22 protein-coding genes are annotated in these 18,296 nt (G+C 71.4%); 3 read left to right on the forward strand and 19 right to left on the reverse strand.

All coding sequences use genetic code 11. The features are described from left to right. Positions 1-90: 90 nt before the first annotated feature. Complete coding sequence (locus AB0N31_RS28220; RefSeq protein ID WP_366061251.1) at positions 91-912, reverse strand: NAD(P)H-binding protein; 822 nt, start codon at positions 910-912, stop codon at positions 91-93. Positions 913-999: 87 nt separating this feature from the next. Between AB0N31_RS28220 and AB0N31_RS28225 the strand changes: the two genes are divergently transcribed. After that, positions 1,000-1,419 carry a helix-turn-helix domain-containing protein gene (locus tag AB0N31_RS28225; protein WP_366061252.1) on the forward strand — a complete coding sequence of 140 codons (420 nt, stop codon included), beginning with the start codon at positions 1,000-1,002 and terminating at the stop codon, positions 1,417-1,419. A gap of 37 nt (positions 1,420-1,456) precedes the next feature. Here AB0N31_RS28225 and AB0N31_RS28230 read toward each other — a convergent pair whose 3' ends face one another. From AB0N31_RS28230 to AB0N31_RS28240, 3 genes are read right to left on the reverse strand one after another with little or no spacing between them, the layout of a single operon-like run. Next, positions 1,457-1,669, reverse strand: coding sequence for a hypothetical protein (locus AB0N31_RS28230; protein WP_366061253.1), 213 nt, complete (start codon positions 1,667-1,669; stop codon positions 1,457-1,459). After that, on the reverse strand, positions 1,666-1,824 hold the full coding sequence (locus tag AB0N31_RS28235; RefSeq protein ID WP_366061254.1) for a hypothetical protein: 159 nt from the start codon (positions 1,822-1,824) through the stop codon (positions 1,666-1,668). The genes AB0N31_RS28230 and AB0N31_RS28235 overlap by 4 nt, the downstream gene beginning before the upstream one ends. A 56-nt stretch (positions 1,825-1,880) precedes the next feature. Continuing rightward, positions 1,881-2,129, reverse strand: a complete 249-nt coding sequence (locus AB0N31_RS28240; protein WP_366061255.1) for a hypothetical protein — start codon at positions 2,127-2,129, stop codon at positions 1,881-1,883. Positions 2,130-2,275: 146 nt separating this feature from the next. Between AB0N31_RS28240 and AB0N31_RS28245 the strand changes: the two genes are divergently transcribed. After that, positions 2,276-2,581 carry a winged helix-turn-helix domain-containing protein gene (locus AB0N31_RS28245; protein WP_366061256.1) on the forward strand — a complete coding sequence of 102 codons (306 nt, stop codon included), beginning with the start codon at positions 2,276-2,278 and terminating at the stop codon, positions 2,579-2,581. A 13-nt stretch (positions 2,582-2,594) separates the two neighbouring features. Here the strand turns inward: AB0N31_RS28245 and AB0N31_RS28250 are convergent, their stop codons facing one another. From AB0N31_RS28250 to AB0N31_RS28315, 14 genes are all read right to left on the reverse strand, one after another. Further along, positions 2,595-3,221, reverse strand: coding sequence for an OmpA family protein (locus AB0N31_RS28250; RefSeq protein WP_366061257.1), 627 nt, complete (start codon positions 3,219-3,221; stop codon positions 2,595-2,597). A 6-nt stretch (positions 3,222-3,227) separates the two neighbouring features. Beyond that, positions 3,228-3,809, reverse strand: a complete 582-nt coding sequence (locus AB0N31_RS28255) for a hypothetical protein (protein WP_366061258.1) — start codon at positions 3,807-3,809, stop codon at positions 3,228-3,230. Positions 3,810-3,843: 34 nt separating this feature from the next. Then, positions 3,844-4,440, reverse strand: coding sequence for a pilus assembly protein TadG-related protein (locus AB0N31_RS28260; protein ID WP_366061303.1), 597 nt, complete (start codon positions 4,438-4,440; stop codon positions 3,844-3,846). Continuing rightward, positions 4,437-4,667 carry a hypothetical protein gene (locus tag AB0N31_RS28265; RefSeq protein WP_366061259.1) on the reverse strand — a complete coding sequence of 77 codons (231 nt, stop codon included), beginning with the start codon at positions 4,665-4,667 and terminating at the stop codon, positions 4,437-4,439. The genes AB0N31_RS28260 and AB0N31_RS28265 overlap by 4 nt, the downstream gene beginning before the upstream one ends. Positions 4,668-4,781: 114 nt before the next feature. Next, positions 4,782-5,558, reverse strand: coding sequence for a response regulator transcription factor (locus AB0N31_RS28270; protein ID WP_366061260.1), 777 nt, complete (start codon positions 5,556-5,558; stop codon positions 4,782-4,784). Between the two features lie 50 nt (positions 5,559-5,608). Further along, complete coding sequence (locus tag AB0N31_RS28275; RefSeq protein ID WP_366061261.1) at positions 5,609-7,033, reverse strand: histidine kinase; 1,425 nt, start codon at positions 7,031-7,033, stop codon at positions 5,609-5,611. 9 nt (positions 7,034-7,042) lie between these two features. Beyond that, positions 7,043-7,930, reverse strand: coding sequence for a DUF5936 domain-containing protein (locus tag AB0N31_RS28280; protein ID WP_366061262.1), 888 nt, complete (start codon positions 7,928-7,930; stop codon positions 7,043-7,045). Between the two features lie 54 nt (positions 7,931-7,984). Beyond that, positions 7,985-8,929, reverse strand: coding sequence for a type II secretion system F family protein (locus tag AB0N31_RS28285; protein ID WP_366061263.1), 945 nt, complete (start codon positions 8,927-8,929; stop codon positions 7,985-7,987). A 119-nt stretch (positions 8,930-9,048) separates the two neighbouring features. Then, positions 9,049-10,386, reverse strand: coding sequence for a CpaF family protein (locus AB0N31_RS28290; RefSeq protein ID WP_366061264.1), 1,338 nt, complete (start codon positions 10,384-10,386; stop codon positions 9,049-9,051). Between the two features lie 52 nt (positions 10,387-10,438). Next, positions 10,439-10,798 (reverse strand): TadE/TadG family type IV pilus assembly protein, encoded by a 360-nt coding sequence (locus tag AB0N31_RS28295; RefSeq protein ID WP_366061265.1) that lies wholly within the window; start codon positions 10,796-10,798, stop codon positions 10,439-10,441. 1 nt (position 10,799) lies between these two features. Next, positions 10,800-11,129 (reverse strand): pilus assembly protein, encoded by a 330-nt coding sequence (locus tag AB0N31_RS28300; RefSeq protein ID WP_366061266.1) that lies wholly within the window; start codon positions 11,127-11,129, stop codon positions 10,800-10,802. Between the two features lie 112 nt (positions 11,130-11,241). After that, complete coding sequence (locus AB0N31_RS28305) at positions 11,242-12,498, reverse strand: AAA family ATPase (protein WP_366061267.1); 1,257 nt, start codon at positions 12,496-12,498, stop codon at positions 11,242-11,244. 11 nt (positions 12,499-12,509) lie between these two features. Further along, the gene (gene cpaB / locus AB0N31_RS28310; protein WP_366061268.1) at positions 12,510-13,217 is read right to left on the reverse strand and encodes a Flp pilus assembly protein CpaB; all 708 of its coding nucleotides are present in this window, start codon (positions 13,215-13,217) and stop codon (positions 12,510-12,512) included. Between the two features lie 183 nt (positions 13,218-13,400). Then, entirely contained in the window at positions 13,401-14,291 is an 891-nt protein-coding gene (locus AB0N31_RS28315) for a hypothetical protein (protein ID WP_366061269.1), read from the reverse strand. A 240-nt stretch (positions 14,292-14,531) separates the two neighbouring features. Between AB0N31_RS28315 and AB0N31_RS28320 the strand changes: the two genes are divergently transcribed. Then, positions 14,532-16,223 (forward strand): glycoside hydrolase family 18 protein, encoded by a 1,692-nt coding sequence (locus AB0N31_RS28320; protein WP_366061270.1) that lies wholly within the window; start codon positions 14,532-14,534, stop codon positions 16,221-16,223. A gap of 536 nt (positions 16,224-16,759) precedes the next feature. Here AB0N31_RS28320 and AB0N31_RS28325 read toward each other — a convergent pair. Continuing rightward, positions 16,760-18,289 carry an MFS transporter gene (locus tag AB0N31_RS28325; RefSeq protein WP_366061271.1) on the reverse strand — a complete coding sequence of 510 codons (1,530 nt, stop codon included), beginning with the start codon at positions 18,287-18,289 and terminating at the stop codon, positions 16,760-16,762. Positions 18,290-18,296 lie beyond the last annotated feature (7 nt).

Here is an 18,296-nt window from a genome sequence, read left to right on the forward strand (position 1 = left end):
TATCGGGGCGACCCTCCGCCTTGCGATCGCACGCACCAGACGCCGCCGGGCCTGCCCTTCGGGCAGACGACGCTACTTTCGAAACACGCCCTAGCGGCTTGCTTCCGGCCGGGTGGCGGACGCGGCGGCAACGGCCGTGGCCAGTGGATCGCGGGCCGGGCGGCCGAGAAGATCCGTGAGGTCGGAGGCTGTGCCGTCCAGGAAGCCGTGCCGGACGGCCGTGGCGATCGAAGCGAGCATGGGCGGCTGGAACGGCAGGAGCCCCGGCGTCTCCTCGAGGAGCCTGCGCCGGTACTCGCCTAGCCCGATGGCGCGGTGCGGGACCCCGAGCCGGTCGGCCACCTGCCCCGCCGTGATCGGCGTACCGACAAGGTCGTGGACCCGCCCACCGTGTCGGGCCGGATCCGCCGCGACGGCCGCCGCGGCATCGGCGAGGTCCCCCCGCGCGACCGCCGACAGGGCACCGTCCCCGAAAGCGGATTCCACACCGTCGTCGGTCCACATCAGCAAGCCGCCGAAGAGTTCGGCGTACAGGCCGTTGCGCAGGATCGTCCACGGCAGTCCGCTCGCCCGCACCAGGCGCTCGGTGGCACGGTGCGCGAGCGCGAAGCCGAGATGGTCGCCGGCGGTGGTCAGGCTCGTGTAGACGACGTGGCCGACGCCGTCGCGCACGGCGGCCTCCAGAACCGCCGCGTGCCGCCCGACGACCCGGTCGTCCTCCGCGTAACCGGCGGAGACCAGCACCAGGGTCGACACCCCGGTGAGGACGAGGCTCGCGTGGTCGTCGAAGTCGAGGTGCCGCATCCCCTCGCCCGGCGTGCGGCTGCCACCCGTCGCGGCGGCGCCGCCGGCTCGCAGCGCCGCGAGGGTGGCCGAGCCGAGGTGCCCGTTCGCTCCCGTCACCAGGATCATGTCGATCGCAGCCTTCCGTCGTGGTTCTCATCGGTAACTACGCTTGATCCTTGATCGCGCCCCCGTCGGCTTCAAGAAGGCAGTTCGATGTCACTCACGCACACCGGGGTAACCACCCCCGCCGACCTCGCCCCCTGCGGCCGCGAAGACCACCCCGACTGCGGCATCCGCGACGTCCTGGACCGCATCGGCGACAAGTGGTCGGTACTCGTGATCGTCGAGCTCGCGGGCGGACCACGCCGGTTCCGCGAACTGCAGCGCGCCGTCGACGGCATTTCCCAGCGCATGCTCACCCTCACCGTCCGCAGGCTCGAACGCGACGGCCTCGTGCTGCGCACCGTGTACCCGACCGTCCCGGCCCAGGTCGACTACCGCCTGACCGAGACCGGAGCCGGCCTGACCCACCTGGTCAAGGCACTCGCCGACTGGTCACTCGCCCACCGTGCCGTCATCGCGGAAGCACGGCACGCCTACGACCGGACCCACCCGGGCCACGACATCCGCTGACGGGGAACGCCGTCACCGCACACCGGGCGTCCGGGGCCTACGGGCCGGCCCGGTCCTCGTCCCCCGTCGGCGGGCGGTGGCAGGCGCAGCCGCAGCGGCGCACCAGCAGCAGGCCTCCGCCGTGCGGGAGCGGGACATCCCGCAGGCGGCCGCACGCGCCGTGCACGTCCTCGTATCCGGGCCTGCGCGCCAGGGCGCACTCGGGCGACAGCTCGCGCTGGTCCGCCGCCGGGCCGGGCGGCGCGGTCACCGCCGGTCCCCGGTCCGACCGGGCGGCCGCGGGACGGTGAGGACGTCCGGCTGCGGCGGGTAGTGCGCGGCGCACGCCCGGCACGCGTACACGACGAAGCCCGGCCCCGAGTTCTGGTGCACCACGGCGACCACCACCGGCGTTTCCGTGGTCACCTCGCAGCACACGCACATCCGCACCGGCGGGCGGGGCCTCCTGCCTTCCGTCCCCATCAGGCCGCCCTCTCCGCCGCGAGCACGTACGGGCGGATCGGGGCGGTGCGGGCGCCGTCGAGCAGCACGGGCAGCCCGTACGGGGAGCGGGCCATGGGGAGCGGTACGACCACGGGGCCGGGCCGGCTCTCCGGGACGCGGGCCGGGGCCGTCGCGGCGGGGCACGCGCCCGCCCGTCGCCTGCCGGTGCCGGGCCCGAACACGGCCAGGGTCCAGCGCAGCAGCGCATGGATAATGCTCACTGTCATCAGCTCCTTGAAAGCTGGTGGTCATGCCCCGGGGCCGTTCGCGCGGTCGCCGGGGTCTCGTCTGCTCACGATCCTACTAAGCCATGTAGAGCTATGTATAGCTCTCTATAGATTCGTGCAGCTCAGTGCCGACCTATGTTGCCCTTGTGAGTGACCGCAGTGAGGTGCCCGACTTCAACCCGCAGGGATCCCAGCTCATCTACGTCGCCGTCGCCAACCACGTCGAGGCAAGGATTCGAAGCGGGGAACTCCAGCCCGGCGCCCGCCTGCCCTCGGAGCGCGATCTCGCTCAGGAGTACGGCGTCGCCTACCTCACCGTCCGACGGGCCGCCCAGGTTCTGCGCGAACGAGGGCTCGTCGAGACCGTTCACGGGCGTGGGACCTTCGTCGCCGACCCACTGCCCGAATCAGCCCCGAGCACGCCGGGTAAGAGCGAGGGGCCGGTCGGCTGAGCAGATCGGCCCGTCAGCCCGCCGTCCTCGGGAACGTGACCTCCACCCGGCGGTTCTTCTTGCGGCCTGCCTCCGAGGCGTTGTCGGCGATGGGGTACTGCTCGCCGTAACCGCGCACCTCGAAAGTGACGTTCGCGTCGTTCAGGTCGCCGGCGAGGGCGGCCTGGACCGCGTTCGCGCGCTGCTTCGACAGGACGTCGCCGTGGGCGGAGGAGCCGAGGTTGTCGGTGAAGCCGAAGACCCGGATCCGGGTGGCGTTCTGCTTCTCGATCTCCGCGGCGATCCCGGCGATGCGGGCCTTGGCGTCGGCGCTGAGCCTGGCGCTGTCCTTGCCGAAGAGGACTTCCGCCTGGAGGGCGAACTTCACGTCCGCGTTGGTGTCCTCCCGTCGCTCGTCCCCGGTCTCGTCCTCGACGACCTGCTTGATGTCGAGCACCTTGGGCTCCGCGAGGGTGGCACCCTCGGGCAGCTTGAGGTCGGGGTCGTTGGGGTCCACTTCCACGGGGGCGGTGGCGGTGGGCTCGGTGCCCGGCGGGACGCTGGGGTCGTCGGCGCGGGCGGGAGGTGTGGTGAGGAGGAGCAGGGTGGTGGCGAGCAGGGCCAGGGGCAGCTGACGGGGTGCGAGTCCGGTGGGGGTCATCGGGGCTCACCCGGAGATCTTGATGACCGCGCTGGGGAACAGCGGCAGCTGGAAGGAGACGTCGGCCGTGTCGGCGGGCGGCGACGGGAACTGGAGGAACACGTCGATGGTTTCCCCGGCCTTGAGCGCCGAGAAGCCCGTCGTCGTCAGGGGTCGGCCTTCCGTGTCGCGCAGGACGTAGTAGCGCTTCTTGCTCTTGGAGTCGACCAGGGTCGCGCCCCCCAACGACAGCCCGTTGTTGATGATCTCTGTCTCGTTGCCACTCAGTGCGGACGGGATGACGACTTTCGTTCCGCTGTCGTTCTTCAGTGCACCGCTCACGGTGACGAAGCCTCCCGCGTCGCGTACCGCGGACGTGATCTGGAGAAGGAGGCCGCTCGGACCCTTCACCTCCGCCAGCGGATCCGCCGACTGGCCTTCCTGCGCACTGGGCTGCGACCCGTCGCCCTGCGGGGCGGAGGTCGAATTCTGGGGCTTCTTGCCGTCGCCGTCCCCGCCGCTGCAAGCGGTCGCGCCGACGGCCAGCCCGGCCACGGCGGCCAGCGCGACCATCCCTCTGCCGGCTTTCGCCGTGAACCGCATCCTCATCACTCTGCTTCCTTCTCCACTCGTCGTTCGCTCGTCAGTCGGCCAGGTGGACGTCGAAGAGGTCTTCCGGCGCGGGCAGGTCGGTGAGGTTCTCCGGGTCCAGTTCCCAGTCCCTTCCGCCCTCACAGGTCAGCTTCGGAAGTGCATCGCCTTCGCTTTCCTCACCTGGGAGTTCGAATTCGCACAGCGGCTCGATCACGGCAGTGGCGGATGCGTGCGATCTTCTGTCCGCCGTACCCGGGACGACGGAGCTTCCGATGGGCTTGTTCGCCTGGACGGTCACGCTGTAGCCCAGAAGGCCGTCCGGGCCGCATTCGACGTTGCCCGCGTCGTTCATGGCCGCAAGCTCGAAAGCCCGCCAGCAGGTGTCGTCGGCCCCGTTACCGTTGAATATGTTCTGCCATTTCGCCGGGTCCCGGACATCCACGATCCAGAGGTCCGCAAGCTGGTCTCTGGTCTCTTGCGCCGCCGCTAACGCTGCCGCGTCGGCGGCGGTCTGGGCGCCGTTGCGGTTCACCGCGGCCTGGCCGACCGCGAAGTACGCGAACGCGAGAAAGAGCAGGCCCGCCACCACCGTCAGGTAGATGGGGAAGACCTGCCCTGCGTCGCCGTACGCGCGAGATCGAATCAGGGAGCCACCTTTTCGATCTGCGTCCTCAGCTTGTCCACGATCGTCTGGCCCAGATTCGTGTTCGCGATCAGCACCACGATCGCCACCACCACCGCGATGATGCCCAGGTACTCGACCGCGGTCTGCCCCCGGTCGCCGCGGCGACGGACGGCCTCGGCCGTCGTGTTCTTCCAGCCGCTCACCCGGACCTTGGCCGCGACGACGGTCTTCAGCATCAGGTCGCTCATGGCGTTCCCCTCCGTTTGAGGCGTTACCGGCATGAGGAACGTAGGGCGGAACGGGAGTCCCGGCGGAGGGTCCCAGGGCCCAATCGCGGGCCCAATCGGGGGTGCGGCGGCTCGTCACGGGGTCACCGCCGTTCCCAGCCACTTGGCCGCCGCTTCGGAACGGCTGGTGCTGTGGAGCTTGGCGAAGATGCGGTTGATGTGGTTCTTGACCGTCTTCTCGCTGATGAAGCAGGCGGCGGCGATCTGCCGGTTGGTCAGGCCCGCCGCGATCAGGTCCATGATCTCCACCTCCCTCGCGCTGAGTTGGTGCGCCCCGACCGACTGTCCCACAAGTGGTTGCACATGCGAAAGCCGTTCTCGGTAAGTCTGTGGGAATGAGACTCCTGAAGATCCGTCATCATGTGCAGTCGCATCGGAGGAGCGGAGGTGGGCGAGCACCGCCGTCGCCGCCGTGGGGGTGAAGTGGGCCCGTCCCGCCACGATGTCCCGGATCGCGGAGAGCAGCTCCGTCACGGTGAACTCGCCGTGCACCAGGTAGCCGCCCGCCCCGCGGCGCAGGGCCTCCTGGACGACCTCCGACTCGCTGCTGTAGGTGAGCATCACGACGGGGGCGATCCGCACCAGGTGGGGCAGCGCGGAGAGGCCGTCCACGTCGGGCATGCGGACGTCCAGCAGGACGAGGTCGGGGCGGTGGTGGAGGGCCGCCTCGTAGGCCTGGCGGCCGTCGGCGGCCTCCGCGACCACCGTGATGTCCTCCACGCCGGAGAGGAGGGCGGTCAGGCCGGCGCGGACCACCGGATTGTCGTCGGCCACCACCACCCGCACCGGCATGGACGGGGGCGGCGGTGCGAAGGCGTCACCCAGGGGGGTGACGGGCGGCTGGTCCGGCATCGGGCGGCCTCCTCTCGTGGGGCGGGGGTTCCGGTCGTACGGCGTGCGGGTCATGGTGCCGAAGTCGTGAGTGCCGCGAGGGGAAGTTGCAGGAACACCCCGGTGCCGCGGGAGTGAAGACCCTCGCCGAAGCGGATGCGGGCGCCCACGGTCTCGGCCCGCTCCCCCATGCCGACGAGTCCGAAGTGCCCGGTGCGACGCAGTTGTTCGAGGTCGGTGCCGGGCGGCAGGCCGGGTCCGTCGTCGAGGACGCCGACGTCGAGGAGTCCGTCGCGCACGCCTGCCCGTACCTCGACGCGGGTGGGGCCGGCGTGCCGGTGGGCGTTCTCCAGGGCCTCCGCGGCGATGGTCAGGAGGTGTCGGGCCACGGCGGGCGGGACGGGGAGCGTGGTGCGGTCGCCCGTGGGGCGGTAGACGGCCGGCAGGCCGGTCCGGTCGGCGAAGGCGCGGGTGTGGACGGCCAGTTCGTGCAGGAGGTCGACGCCCTGGTCCGGGTCCGTTTCGCGGCGCAGGTCGGTGAGGAGTTCGCGGGACTCGGCGGCGGCGCGGCGGGCGGCGCGGGCGACCAGTTCGGCCTGTTGCCGGACGCGGTCCGGGTCCATGGTCGCCGACCCGGCCGAACGGGCCAGGCCGTCCGCCGCGAGGGCCACGCCGTGCAGGGTCTTGGCGACGGAGTCGTGCATGTCGCGGGCCAGCCGGGCCCGTTCGGCCGCGACCGCCTGGGTCACGGCCAGCCGGGCCTTGACCGTGGTCAGCGCCAGGGTCGCGGTGCCGAAGCGGAGCATGAGGCCGCGCAGGGTGGAGCCCACGGCCCCGGTGATGACGCAGAAGCCGGGGAGCAGCAGCCTCTCCGCGAGGCTCGCACCGGACTCCCGTTCCAGGGTGGCGTGGACCAGCAGCAGGATCAGCGACTGGAGCGAGGCGAAACCCGCGGCGCCCCGCCAGCCGTAGACGATGCCGGCGAGGAGGGGGGTGCAGACGCTGACGTAGGCGAGCGTGGTGTCGGGGCCCGCGGAGATCAGCAACAGGGTGCCGAAGAGGGTGTCCACGGCGAGCAGGGTGGGGTGGCGCAGCAGGAGGGGGCCGAAGCGTTCCCAGTCCCGGAAGAGGACGTAGGAGCCCATGAAGGTGATGACCACGGCCGCGCCGACCAGGCGGGTCCCCAGGCCCGGTGAGGCGTTGAGGAGGGCGGCCGGGGCGGCCAGGGCGATCATGGCGAGCCGGAAGCCGAAGACCTGGCGGCACATCGCCTGGAGCGCGTTGACCTGGAGCGGTAGGGGCGGCTCGGCCTCCCGCCGCGCGGCCGGGGGCTCGGCCGCGGGTGCGCCGTCGAGGACGGCGGCGGAAACGGGGGCGGCCGCGAGGTCCGGACCCGCGGCAGGAACGCCGGCCGCCGCAGCGGCTTCCTCCGCCCGTGTACGGCGGCGGCGCAGCAGGCCGCCGCGTCGCCCCGGAGTGGCCGTCATGGCCGTCATCGCGCTCACCTACTCGCCCGTGATCGAGCTGAAGTCCGTGCCGGAGCCCAGCAGCATGCCCGCGCCGAGGAGGAGCATCGTGGCCGGGACCATGAACGTCGTGATCATCAGCGTGGCCTTGGGGACCGCGCGGGCGGCCTTGCGGCGGGCGTTCTGGGCGTCCGTACGGCGCATGTCCTTGGCGATCGCGACCAGCGTGTCGACGATCGGCGCGCCCAGTTCCTCGCCCTGCTGGAGTGCGGTGACGAACATGGCGACCTGCTCGGAGTCGTTGCGGCGGCGGAGTTCGGCGAAGGCGTCGCGGCGGCTCACGCCGAGGTCCATCTGGCGGAGCGTGATCCGGATCTCGTCGGCCCACGGGCCCTCGTACCGGGACGCCACCCGGTCGAGGGCCTGGCGGAAGCCGAGGCCCGCGCTCACGACGACGGCGAGGACGTCCAGGAAGTCCGGGAGGGTGCGTTCGATCGCGTCCCTGCGGACCCGGATCGCCGACCAGATGCCGACCTCGGACCAGAACAGGCCGAACGCGGTCATGAGGAGGGCGAGGAAGAAGCTGCCCTGGAGCAGGGCGGCCAGTGCACCGAGCGCGCCGATCGCCCCGTAGACCGCCCGGCGGGCCGCGTAGCGGTCGATCGTCAGGCCGCCGGGGTTGCCGGCGAGGTCGATCCTGCGGCGGTATCTGGCTACCTGCCGGGGTCCCATGAGCCGCAGGACGGCGGGGGCGTACCGCATGCCGAGGCGGTCGACGAGGGAGCCGACGGCACCGGTGCGGGTGGCGCCGACCTCCAGCGCCAGGGCGAGGTCGCTGGGCAGCTTCACCTCCGCGCGGTACATGCGCAGGCCGGCGAAGACGCCCCAGACGCCGAGGCCCATGACGAGTGCGAGCAGAAGTTCCATGGCGGTCGATTCCTCCCTCGGTCCCGAAGTCCTCGGTCCCGAAGTCCTCGGTCCTCAGACGTCGATGCGGGACATGCGGCGGATGAGGACGAAGCCGACGGCGTAGAGGGCGAAGGCGATGATCACGCTGGCCTGGCCGGCGGCCGATCCCGTCATGCGGTCGAGGGTGCCGTCCGCGACGCTGTCCATGAGGAACAGGGCGCCCACCCCCAGCGCCGGCACCGCGTAGGAGGTCATGTTCACCTGGGACAGCTGGGTACGGACCTCGCGGCGGGTCTCCTTGCGCTCCTCCAGCGTCTCCGTGAGGTTGCGCAGGGCGCCCACCACCTGGCCGCCGGCCCGGTTGGACAGGACGAGGGTGGTGACCAGGACGACGAGTTCGCGGGAGGGGAGGCGGTCGGCGAGTTCGCCGAGGGCGTCGTCCAGGGAGTGGCCGACGGCCAGTTGGTTGGCGACCTTGGCCAGTTCCTCGCCGGCGGGGGCCTCCAGCTCCTCCGCGGCCATGCCGATCGCGGTGCGCAGGGCGAGGCCCGCGTTGGTGGCGTTGGCCAGGATGCGGGCCAGTTCGGGGAGTTGGTTGATGAAGCGTTCGATGCGTTTCTGGCGCTGCCAGTTGAGGAACTGCCAGGCGGCCCAGATGCCGAGCAGTCCGGCCAGGGGGCCGAAGAAGGGCGCCAGGGTGGCCTGGCCGATCAGCCACAGGGCCGCGACCGCCGCCAGCATGTAGGCGAGGAACTCGCCCGGCGTCACGTCCAGGCCGGTGGCCGTCAGCCGCAGTTCCAGGGTGCGGCCGAGGTCGGTGCGGCGCAGGCGGCGGTCCAGGGTGCGGAAGCGGCGCCGGCGGCCGGTCGGGGGGACCTGGCCGGTGGCGGTGAGGCGGTCGACGAGGGCGGCCCGCTGGGCGCGGCCCCGTGCGTAGGTGTGCACGCCCACGACGGCCAGGCAGCAGGTCAGCAGGCTCACGCCGGTGGTGAGGGTGATCAGGTTCTGGAGGGTCATGTGGGGTCCTGCCTGTCCTGTCCTGTTCCGTTTCCGTCCGGGCCGCGCTGTCGCGAAGGTCTGCTGTCGGGCTGTCGGGCTCTCGGGCTCTCTGGTCACCGGGCCGGCGGGCTGTCGGGCTATCGGGCTTCTCTGGTGGTCAACTCGTCGAGCGTGCGGGCCACTCCGAAGGCCTGCGGGATCGGCTGGCTCGCCATGTAGAGGCGGTCGGCGGTGCGGCGCGGCAGCGGGTGGTACGCGAAGACGCCGTGGATACGGCCGTCCGCGCCCATCGGCCGGGCGTTGAAGCGGGCGATGGTCGCCAGCCGGTAGGGCTCCCCGCCGTGGCTGTCGAGCAGTGCGATCTCCGTCACCCGCCGGGTCCCGTCCGCGAAGCGGGTGAGCTGGACGATGACGTCCACCGCGCTGTTGATCTGGTCGTGCAGGGCGACGAAGGGGATCTCGACGTCCGACATGGACGCCAGCGTCTGGAGCCGCATCAGCGCGTCCTCGGCGCTGTTGGCGTGGACGGTGGCCAGGGAGCCGTCGTGACCGGTCGACATCGCCTGGAGCATGTCCAGGGACTCGCCGCCTCGGACCTCGCCCACCACGATCCGGTCGGGACGCATGCGCAGCGAGTTGCGGACCAGGTCGCGGATGGTGATGCGACCCTTGCCCTCGACGTTCGGGGGCCGGGACTCCAGGCGGATGACGTGGGACTGCTGGAGCTGGAGTTCGGCCGAGTCCTCGATGGTGATGATGCGTTCGTGCTCCGGGATGAGCCCGGAGAGGGCGTTCAGGAGGGTCGTCTTCCCGGTGCCGGTCGCGCCGGAGACGATGATGTTGAACTTCGCCTGCACCAGTGCCGCCAGCAGGTACAGCATCGGCTCGTCCAGCGAGCCGAAGCCGATGAGTTCGTGCAGGGTGAAGGAGCGCGGGAAGCGGCGGATGGTGAGGGTGGGGCCGGTGAGGGACAGCGGGGGGATGATCACGTTGACGCGTTCGCCCGACGGGAGGCGGGCGTCGACCATCGGGTTGGTCTCGTCGACGCGGCGGTTGACCGTGGAGACGATGCGTTCGATCGTCTGCATGAGCTGGTCGTCGGAGGCGAAGCGCAGCGGCAGCTGTTCGACCCGGCCGGCCCGTTCGACGAAGATCGCGTCCGGGCCGTTCACCATGATCTCGGTGATGGAGGCGTCCTCCAGGAGCGGTTCGAGGATGCCGAGGCCCAGCGCCTCGTCGACCACCCTGCGGATGAGCTGTGCGCGCTCCGTCGTGGACAGCACCGGGCCCTCGCGGCTGATGATGTGCCCCAGCACCCGTTCCAGACGGGCCCGGCGCTCGGCCGCCGCCAGTGCGCTCATCTCGGCGAGGTCGATCTCCTCCAGGAGTTTGACCCGGTAGGAGGCGACCAGGTGGCCGTCCTCGCCCCGGCCGCCGTGCTCCTCGGGCGAGGTGATGCGGGCCCGCAGGCTCATCTCCGGTTCCTCCTCGGTGCGTTCGGTCGTGGACTCGGTGGTGGGGCCGGACTCAGTGGTCGACGGGCATCGTGGCCGTGCGGTGGGCCTCGCCGAAGTCCCCGATGCCGGGGATGACGGACGGGATGGTGACGGTGGAGATGACCCGGACCTCCTCGCCCAGGTCCTCGGGGGCACAGCTGGTGCCGTCGGCGAGCCAGGAACTGACCGCGCCCCGGCAGGCTCCCCCCGCGCCCTCGCCGAGCGACGCGCTGCGGGCCCCGGCCCTGGCCGCCGTACCCGCCTGCTGCGCCGCGTACGCGATCAGACCCAGTTGTACGGCGGCCAGCGCGACGAACAGCAGGATCGGCAGGAAGCCGAGGTACTCCAGGGCGACCTGTCCCCGGTCACTTCTCCGACGTCCGCCGCCCATGTCAGTCGTCCTCCTCCTCCACGGCACCGGCGTGGCCCTTCACCTCGAACGGGAAGTCGATCGCGCCCGGGAACAGGACCGGGACCCGGAGGGTGACGGTCGCCGTCACGTATCCGCCCGACGTCGGGCAGCTGACCGTGGCGCCGGAGCGCCACGCGTCCGACAGCTTGTCCAGTCCCGCCTGTTCGCACACGGCCTGCCGCTCCCCCCGATGCGCCGCCGTCCCCGCCCGCACCGCCTCGTCGGCAGCATTCCCCGCGAGCGTGAACGTGTATCCCAGGAGCACGAACTGCCACACCACCACCAAGGTCACGATGATGAGCGGGGTCATGCCGAGAAGCTCGACGGTGACCTGGCCCCGGTCGCCTCCGTGCCGCCCTGGCCCCGGTCTCCGTGATGTCGGCAAGGCCGGTCGTCGTGGTGTCGGTCGCCGTGGTCTCACGTCACTCCCTCCTGCGGCGGAATCCCGCCGCCCCCCGGTCGCCGCCGCGCCCCGCCCGGCCGGACCTGCGGTGCTGCGAGCCCTCCGGGGCCGCGACGAGGCCGAGTTCGCCCGCGAGGGCCCACATGGCCTGGCGGACGGTGCCCTTGCCGTCGAGGGCGTGGACGCGGCCGGCGTCCACGGCGGACTGGAGTTCCTTGAAGTTGGCGGGGACCGTGGTCGCCGCGACGGGCGTACCGGTGATCTTCTGGACGAGCGCGGGCTGGATCTCCGTGGCGCGGCTGTGCCGGTTGACCACGACCGTCGTCTCCTCGGCCTTGCGGATCTGGAGGCGGTCCCACATGCGGACGGTGCGTTTGGCGCCGCGGACGGCCACCACGTCGGGGGTGGTGACGAGCAGGGCGCGGTCGGCCATCTCGACCGCGGTGGCGCCGGCTCCGCCGAGCTGGGCGCCGCAGTCGACGACGACGACCTCGTAGCGGGAGCGCAGGGCGCCGATGATCTGGCGGGCGGCGCGGTCGGTGACCTCCTCGCCGCGTTCGCCCTCGCCGGGGGCGAGCAGCAGGGCCACGCCGGTGTCGTGGCGGAAGACGGCCTCGGCGAGGATGCGGGGCGAGAGGTCGGTGATCGCGGCGAGGTCGACGACCGAGCGGCGGAACTGGACGTCGAGGTAGGAGGCGACGTCGCCGGCCTGGAGGTCCAGGTCGACGAGGGCGGTGGGGCGGCCGGAGGCCTGCGCGGCGAGGGCCAGCTGGACGGCGAGCAGGGTCGCGCCGACGCCTCCCTTGGCGCCGCTGACCGTGACGACGGTGCCACCGGCGCCGGTGAACACGTCGCCGCCGTGGCCGAGATGGCGTCGTACGCCGACCGACCACTGGGCGACGGCCTGGACGCGGTGGGCGAGGTCCTCGTAGCCGAGGGGCAGGGTGACCAGGCCGCGGGCGCCGGCGTCCATGGCGGCGGAGAAGAGGCCGGGGCCGGCGTCGGTGGTGACGAGGATGACGCCGACCGCGGGGAAGCGCAGGGCGACGTCGCGGACCAGTTCCAGGGCGGGGACGGGACCGATGCGCTCGTGGACGATGACGACCTCGGGCAGTTCGTCCACCGACTCGGCGGCGAGGCGGGCGAGGGTGTCGACGAGCTGGGTGGAGTCGGCGACCGGGGTGACGGGTTCGGCGTCGGGGAGCTGGCCGAGCAGGCTGGTGAGGGAGCGGACCGCGTCCGCGTCGCCGACGGCCGGGAGGATCCTCGTGGGCATGGCGGCGGCCCTCACTTGTCCGTGACGAGTTCGTACGTGCGGTCCTTGTCGGGGACCGTGGTGGGAGTGCCGGGCGCCACCAGGGCGAGCCGGACGCGCTTGGCGAACGACTCGGCGTACGTGATGCGCTGGGCGTCGAGGGTGGACAGCGCGAAGGTGATGGGGACCGCCTCGGTGAGCTGCTGTCCGCGGTCGTCCTTGTCGGGGTTCAGGGCGCGCAGGTCGCCGACGTCGAGGACGCGGGCGTTGGTGACGATGATCTTCGACTGGTCGGGGTCGCTCTCGCGGGCGCCCTCGAAGGTGGCGTAGACGTTGACGGCGGAACCCGGGGTGATCTTCCCGGCGACGCCGGTCGCCGCGTCGATCATGATGGCGACCTCCTGCTGACCGGCCTGGAGGGCGGGCTGGTCGACGATCATGTCGCTCTGGAGCAGGGAGCCCTTCTTCAGGGTCGTCACGGCGATCTTGCCGCGGATGCCCGCGAGGTCGGTCACCGCGTTCCCGGAGAGCCAGCGCTCGGGCATCTCGATCTTCTCGAACTGGTCCGCGGTGAGGGGTGCGTAGGGCGCCACGTCGGTCCTGACCCGGTAGGCGGTGACCTCGGGGCCGACCTTGGACTGCACGTCGTCGATGACGGAGAGGACGCCGGCGAAGGCGCCGAGGGCGCACAGAACCGACAGGAGCAGGAGGATCACGCCGCGGCGCTGACGGGAGTTCATGAACCGGTGCAACCTCGTTGGGGGTCGGATCGAGCGGACGGTGGCGGGCGGGGGGACGTGGTGGGCGGCGACGGGGCGGGCGGGGGACGTGGTGGGCGGTGGCGGAGGGGCGTCGGCGGTTTCGCGTTCGGGCCGTCCGGGACGGACCGGGGCGGATCTCGCGGTCGGTGGGCCTCGTCCGGCTCAGCCGCCCGTGGTGAGCGCGCGGTGCGGGGGGCCGCCGCCGGTGAGCGCACGGGCGGGGCGGGGCTCGGAGGCGGGCGGCGGGGTGGCGGAGCAGAAGACGCAGAGGTCGCCGATGACGTCGATGCCGCACCAGTGGCACACGGTCTGGCGGACCGAGGTGACCAGTTGGTAGAGGACCGACAGGTCGGGCAGGTAGGCGCAGAACTCGATCAGCTTGTCGGTGCCCCACCAGGCGGCGGACTCGGCGGGCGCCTCCGTCTCGCGCAGGCCCCGGGTCCGCCAGGCGGGGGCGAGGGTGCCGGTGACCCAGTCGGACTGGAGCCGGCCGCGGGCGACCAGCATCCAGGTGTCGAACTCGGGTCCGGGCAGGACCGTTTCCGGCCCGGCCTTCACCAGCTGGGGCTGGGGGTGTGCCAGTACGGCGAACTGGCTGCCGGGCATCCACGACCGGGCGTGCGAGGTCAGGCCGACGGGGACGCGGTCGAGGCGGGCCACGGAGGCGAGGAGCGCGCCGGCATGGATGTAGTGGGTGAGCAGCCGGCCGGCCGAGGCGAGCACGCCGGGGCTGAGGTCGCAGGAGGCGAGTTGGCGCAACTGGCGCGTCAGGACGGCGAGTCCGAGGGGCGGCAGGTCCGGTCGGAACAAGGCGATGCGGTCGCTCTCCAGGAGCGAGCGGACGGTGTGCAGCCGCTGCTCGACGGCGGCGGGGACCGCCCGCGAGTACACGACGACGAGGTGCCCGTGCTGGTCGAGGAGGGTCTGGACGTCGGCGACGGCCTGGTCGAGGGGCCGGCGGTCCAGGCCGTCGAGCACGGCGGCGGGCACGGTGCGTTCGTCCTGCGGCGGCAGGGCCAGGTCGGCGCCGGTCACGGCAATGGCAGTTGGCACGCGCAGCTCCCCGATTCCCGCGGTCCGGTCCACCGGGAGTTACTCCGGCGCACCGAGGTGACTTCATTGCGTGACTACCTCAGCACTGTATCCACGCCTCTGTGGCCGGAGAACAGCTTTCCGTGACCCCCTGCGGACGGATCTTCACGCAAGTCACTGCAAAACGGGGCAGGTTGCCCGAGCGGGCCGACCGTCGGCGGGCCTCTTGACAACAGAATTGGTCTGGACCAACTTATTGTCATGTCCCCACTTAAAAGATCGGCCCGGCTCTGGTCGGGAGCCGTCACCGCCGCGCTCGCCCTCACCCTCGCGGGCACGGGCCAGGCGTCCGCCGCGGACGTCAACAACGCCAGGAACGGCGGCTTCGAGTCCGGCCTCGGCAACTGGACGTGTTCCGCGGGCAGCGGGACCACCGTCGCCTCCCCCGTGCACGGCGGCACTGCCGCGCTGAAGGCGACCCCGGCGGGACAGGACAACGCCCGCTGCAGCCAGACGGTCGCCGTGAGGCCCAACTCCACCTACACGCTGAGCGCCTGGGTCCAGGGCGGCTACGCCTACCTCGGCGCGACCGGCACCGGCACCACCGACGTCTCGACCTGGACCCCGGACTCCACCGCCTGGAAGCAGCTGTCGACGACGTTCTCCACCGGCGCGTCGACCACCTCGGTCACCGTCCACCTGCACGGCTGGTACGGCCAGGCGGCCTACCTCGCCGACGACGTCTCGGTGTACGGCCCCGACGGCGGCGGGGGCACCGACCCGGCCCCCACGGTCCCGTCCGCCCCGGCCGGCCTCACGGTCTCCGCCACGACGTCCTCGTCCGTCTCCCTGGCCTGGAACGCGGTCTCCGGCGCGACCGGGTACGGCGTCTACCGCGACGGTACGAAGGTGACGGCGGTGACCGGCACCTCGGCCACCGTGACCGGGCTCGCGGCGGCCACGTCGTACTCCTTCCAGGTCACCGCGACGAACGCGGCCGGCGAGTCGGTGAAGTCGTCGGCGGTGACCGGGCGGACGGCCGCGACCGGACCGGGCGGCGGGGGCCCGGTGCCCAAGCACGCCGTGACCGGCTACTGGCAGAACTTCGACAACGGCGCGACGGTCCAGCGGATCTCCGACGTCCCCGCCCAGTACGACATCATCGCGGTCGCCTTCGCCGACGCGACGACGACTCCGGGCGCGGTCGGTTTCACCCTCGACTCGGCCGGCCTGAAGGGCTACACCGTCGACCAGTTCAAGGCCGACATCAAGGCCAAGCAGACGGCCGGCAAGAAGGTCGTCATCTCGGTCGGCGGCGAACGCGGCACGGTGACCGTCAACGACCCCACCTCCGCGGCCAACTTCGCGAACTCCCTCCACACCCTGATGCAGACGTACGGCTTCGACGGCGTCGACATCGACCTGGAGAACGGCCTCGACGCGACCTACATGACGCAGGCGCTGCGCTCGCTGTCGGCGAAGGCGGGGCCGTCCCTCGTCCTCACGATGGCCCCGCAGACCATCGACATGCAGTCGACGTCCAACTCCTACTTCCGGACGGCCCTCAACGTGAAGGACATCCTCACGGTCGTCAACATGCAGTACTACAACAGCGGTTCGATGCTGGGCTGCGACGGCAAGGTCTACAGCCAGGGCACCGTGGACTTCCTCACCGCCCTGGCCTGCATCCAGCTCGAAGGCGGCCTCGCCCCCTCCCAGGTGGGCCTCGGCCTCCCCGCCTCCACCCGCGGAGCGGGCAGCGGCTACGTCTCCCCCACGGTCGTCAACAACGCCCTGGACTGCCTGACCAAGGGCACCTCCTGCGGCACCTTCACACCGTCCCGCACCTACCCCGACCTCCGCGGCGCGATGACCTGGTCCACGAACTGGGACGCGACGGCGGGCAACGCGTGGTCGAGCACGGTGGGGGCGCACGTGCACGGGCTGCCGTAACCACGAGGACCGAACGAGTGGCGGGAGCCCGGAGGGAAACTCGCCCTGAAGGGCCTCAGAGGCCCACCGGCCCCCGAAGAAGCCGACCGCAGCGTCGAACCGCCTTCCGGTGGAGCGGCGTTGCGGTCGGCGATCTTCGACCGGACCTCGGCCATGCCCACTCGATCGGTTGCCCGGCGACAACGAGACCGGACTCGTCGAGGCGGCAAAGCGTGGCCGGGTCAGGACAGGCGAGGGTGGCACCAGGCACGTTGGACCCCTCGGACTCGGCACGCCTCGACGGGCTTCCCCCGAGCCGCCCCGGCCGCCTCGTCCGAGGTCCTTCCCATGCCGGAGACAGACGGATCCGGGCCCCGCCTGCACCCTCGATCGCGATGGGTCGACGAGCTCGTGCACGGCAAGCGGCGCCACTTCGCTCTGCGGCCGAAGCAGGTCCGGAAGTGGATGACGAACGCCGGGCCCCGGAGGGGGCCGGAAAACCCTCCCGCAGGCGGCAAGACGGAAGCCGCTCACCGTGCGGGGCTGCAGAGGGCACCTCAGCCACGCCCCTCGGTGGGAGTCCGGACGGAGGGGCGCCGTTGCTCACCACCGTCCACGGGGCGAGTCCGCAGGGCCCACACGGCGACCGGGACGGCGGCCGCCACCAGCACGGCGGCGATGCACAGCCCGGTCTGGTACCCGGCGAGGAAGGCGGCTGCGGGGGACGCCTCCGCGGAGGCCGAGGAATGCTGCACGAAAGTCACCACCGTGCCTACGAAGGCGATGCCGAACACCCCTGACAACTCGCGGGTGGCGGAGAAGAGGCCCGCTGCGAAGCCGGACAAGTGACTGGGCGACGCCTCCAAGGCCCGAGTTGTCAGCGGCAGGGCCAGGGCCGAGCCCACACCGACGGCCGACAGCCCGGGCAGCAGGTGAACCAGGACGCCGTTCACGCTTCCCAGCGCGACCAGCAGCAATCCGGTGGCCACCAAGGTCAGACCCACCGCCGAGACACGGTGGTCGCCCCAGCGCCTGGCCAGAGGCGCCACGAACGGGGCGGTCAGCAGGAGTGCCGACGCCACGGGGGTGAAGGCCAGGCCGGCGGTCGTCGGATCGAGTCGCATTCCGTTCTGCAGGAACAAGGAGGTGTAGAAGTAGACGCCGCTCACTCCCAGACCCCACAGCAGTTGGGTGATGAGTCCGCCGGTGAAAGCTTTCTTCCGGAACAACAGCTTGAGAGCCGCGTTGCGGTGATTCGCAGTCGTGCGGCAAGTGGCTGCCGACCCGATCACGGCGATGCATCCGGCGATGATGAGCGGAGGTCTCGTAAATCCATATGCCGGGCCCTCGATGAGGCAGTAGACGGCGGCCGCGCACGAGACGCACGCCAACGCGATCATGCGCAACGAGACGGCGGCAAGAGTTTGCGAGTCAGTTCGGTCAGGGCCTCGGCGTGGAACTGCCACAGAACCGACGGCAAGGCCGGCAAGGCCGATGGGGATGTTCATGAGGAAGAGCCACCGCCACCCCGAATACTGTGTCACCACGCCCGAGATCACCGGACCGAGGGCCAGCGAAGAAGCAAGAATGGCCATGGTGGCGCCGAAGGCCGCCGTGCGTGCCCGGAGTGGAAGGTCGTGGGACAGAATCGCCAGTGAGGCGGGCAGGATGAGAGCGGCGCCGATGCCCTGCACGCCTCGAAAAGAGGTCAGCATCGTCCCTGTGGCGGACAGGGCGCAGCACGTCGACGAAGCCGTGAAGACCGCCAGCCCTGTCACCAGGGTCCAACGCCGGCCCCTGGTGTCCGTCAGGTGCCCGCCCAGCAGCAGGAAGCTGGCGAGAGCCAGCGGGTAAACAGCCGCCACCCACTTCAGCTCTGTTTCGTTCAGGGAAAGTTCCCTGCCCATTTTCGGAAGGGCGACGTTCACGACGGTGCTGTCGAGAGCTGTCAGGAATGACGAGAGAAGGACGGCTCCGGTGATGCCGACGATGCGGATCCTATTCACGACTTCCGCCTCGGGCGACCGGCCCGGGCCGTTCGGTGGCAGGTTTCCGGTGGCCTGACGATGGCGGCACTCTCCCGTCATGTACAGC

The sequence above is a fragment of the Streptomyces sp. NPDC051051 genome, from assembly GCF_040682975.1.
Classification (GTDB): domain Bacteria; phylum Actinomycetota; class Actinomycetes; order Streptomycetales; family Streptomycetaceae; genus Streptomyces.

What these genes read in the sequence shown, in the direction of transcription:
- AB0N31_RS28320 (WP_366061270.1), top strand. Translation starts at nt 14,532, where the DNA reads ATGTCCCCACTTAAAAGATCGGCCCGGCTCTGGTCGGGAGCCGTCACC.
- AB0N31_RS28240 (WP_366061255.1), bottom strand. Translation starts at nt 2,129, where the DNA reads ATGACAGTGAGCATTATCCATGCGCTGCTGCGCTGGACCCTGGCCGTG.
- AB0N31_RS28225 (WP_366061252.1), top strand. Translation starts at nt 1,000, where the DNA reads ATGTCACTCACGCACACCGGGGTAACCACCCCCGCCGACCTCGCCCCC.
- AB0N31_RS28300 (WP_366061266.1), bottom strand. Translation starts at nt 11,129, where the DNA reads ATGACCCCGCTCATCATCGTGACCTTGGTGGTGGTGTGGCAGTTCGTG.
- AB0N31_RS28265 (WP_366061259.1), bottom strand. Translation starts at nt 4,667, where the DNA reads ATGAGCGACCTGATGCTGAAGACCGTCGTCGCGGCCAAGGTCCGGGTG.
- AB0N31_RS28295 (WP_366061265.1), bottom strand. Translation starts at nt 10,798, where the DNA reads ATGGGCGGCGGACGTCGGAGAAGTGACCGGGGACAGGTCGCCCTGGAG.
- AB0N31_RS28285 (WP_366061263.1), bottom strand. Translation starts at nt 8,929, where the DNA reads ATGACCCTCCAGAACCTGATCACCCTCACCACCGGCGTGAGCCTGCTG.
- AB0N31_RS28250 (WP_366061257.1), bottom strand. Translation starts at nt 3,221, where the DNA reads ATGACCCCCACCGGACTCGCACCCCGTCAGCTGCCCCTGGCCCTGCTC.
- AB0N31_RS28280 (WP_366061262.1), bottom strand. Translation starts at nt 7,930, where the DNA reads ATGGAACTTCTGCTCGCACTCGTCATGGGCCTCGGCGTCTGGGGCGTC.
- AB0N31_RS28290 (WP_366061264.1), bottom strand. Translation starts at nt 10,386, where the DNA reads ATGAGCCTGCGGGCCCGCATCACCTCGCCCGAGGAGCACGGCGGCCGG.
- AB0N31_RS28255 (WP_366061258.1), bottom strand. Translation starts at nt 3,809, where the DNA reads ATGAGGATGCGGTTCACGGCGAAAGCCGGCAGAGGGATGGTCGCGCTG.
- AB0N31_RS28275 (WP_366061261.1), bottom strand. Translation starts at nt 7,033, where the DNA reads ATGACGGCCATGACGGCCACTCCGGGGCGACGCGGCGGCCTGCTGCGC.
- cpaB (WP_366061268.1), bottom strand. Translation starts at nt 13,217, where the DNA reads ATGAACTCCCGTCAGCGCCGCGGCGTGATCCTCCTGCTCCTGTCGGTT.
- AB0N31_RS28270 (WP_366061260.1), bottom strand. Translation starts at nt 5,558, where the DNA reads ATGCCGGACCAGCCGCCCGTCACCCCCCTGGGTGACGCCTTCGCACCG.
- AB0N31_RS28325 (WP_366061271.1), bottom strand. Translation starts at nt 18,289, where the DNA reads ATGACGGGAGAGTGCCGCCATCGTCAGGCCACCGGAAACCTGCCACCG.
- AB0N31_RS28220 (WP_366061251.1), bottom strand. Translation starts at nt 912, where the DNA reads ATGATCCTGGTGACGGGAGCGAACGGGCACCTCGGCTCGGCCACCCTC.
- AB0N31_RS28305 (WP_366061267.1), bottom strand. Translation starts at nt 12,498, where the DNA reads ATGCCCACGAGGATCCTCCCGGCCGTCGGCGACGCGGACGCGGTCCGC.